Source organism: Dapis hubbardiae BLCC-M172 (assembly GCF_050016015.1).
GTDB lineage: Bacteria > Cyanobacteriota > Cyanobacteriia > Cyanobacteriales > Microcoleaceae > Trichodesmium.
On record NZ_JBNHEQ010000272.1, the window covers coordinates 34925 to 35937 of the forward strand.

Genomic DNA, 1013 nt, shown 5'->3' on the forward strand with positions numbered 1-1013 from the left:
AAGCACTACAGAAGTAACAAATACTAGAGAAAATTCTAACTCAGAAAATCCCGAACCAACTGCTACAGAAAATACAAATCCACCTGGAATAGTAGAAAGATTTGCTAATGGTAATTTACAGGCAGAAATTCTTTATGAACAAGCAAATAATACAGATTTAGTCAGCGATCTACGTCTGAAAATTATTAGAAGTGGAGAAATTATTTTAAATCAACCAGTACCAGTAAAATCTTTGGCAGGTGAATCTGACAGTACAACGGCAGTATTAGCAGGTAGATTTGTTAAAGTACAATTACTAGATTTAGATGGCAACGGAGAATCCGAGGTATTGATAGATTTATTCACAATAAATAATAGTAATGTTCCATTTGCAGGCGGTACTTATTCCTTGATTTATCGTTATGAACCTACAGAAAATAAATATACTATGCTGCGGCATTACTGGGGGAATATTAATTATCGACTCAAAGATTTAGATAATGATAATCTTCCAGAATTTCAAAGTTTTGATAGTAGATTTGCTAATGTATTTGCTGATATAAATGATTCAGTATTTCCGGTCCGTATCTGGCAGTATCGTCAAGGAGAAATATTAGATGTAACTAAGAAATATCCAGCACAAATAAATACCAGCTCCTCAGAAATTTGGCTAGAATTTTACAGGCGTTCAAATCAAAACCAAAATGTTAAAGGAGTTTTGGCTGCTTACCTAGCAAATAAATATATGTTAGGCGAAAAAGAAGATGGCTGGAAATTAATAGAAAAGGTATATAAAGGTAGCGATCGCTCAGAATATTTTGCCAGTTTGCGTCAATTTTTGACAGACAAAGGTTATGATACAAATCAACAAATTAGAGCCAATGTAATTGTGCCAGAAAATTCGGCGACAGAAAGTCAAGAAACAGTTTCTTTTGCTACTAATGAAACCTCACTTCAACCAACAACAGAAAATACAGAAAATACGGAAAAACAAATAACAAGACCACCCCAAACTTCACGCCAACCAACAACAG

The 1013-nt window shown here is 34.0% G+C and carries 1 protein-coding gene; it reads left to right on the forward strand.

The genetic code is table 11. The annotated features are described in order from the left end of the window. The coding region (locus ACP6PK_RS25460; RefSeq protein WP_472847279.1) for a DUF1647 domain-containing protein at nucleotides 1-1013 on the forward strand (1013 nt) is incomplete at both ends.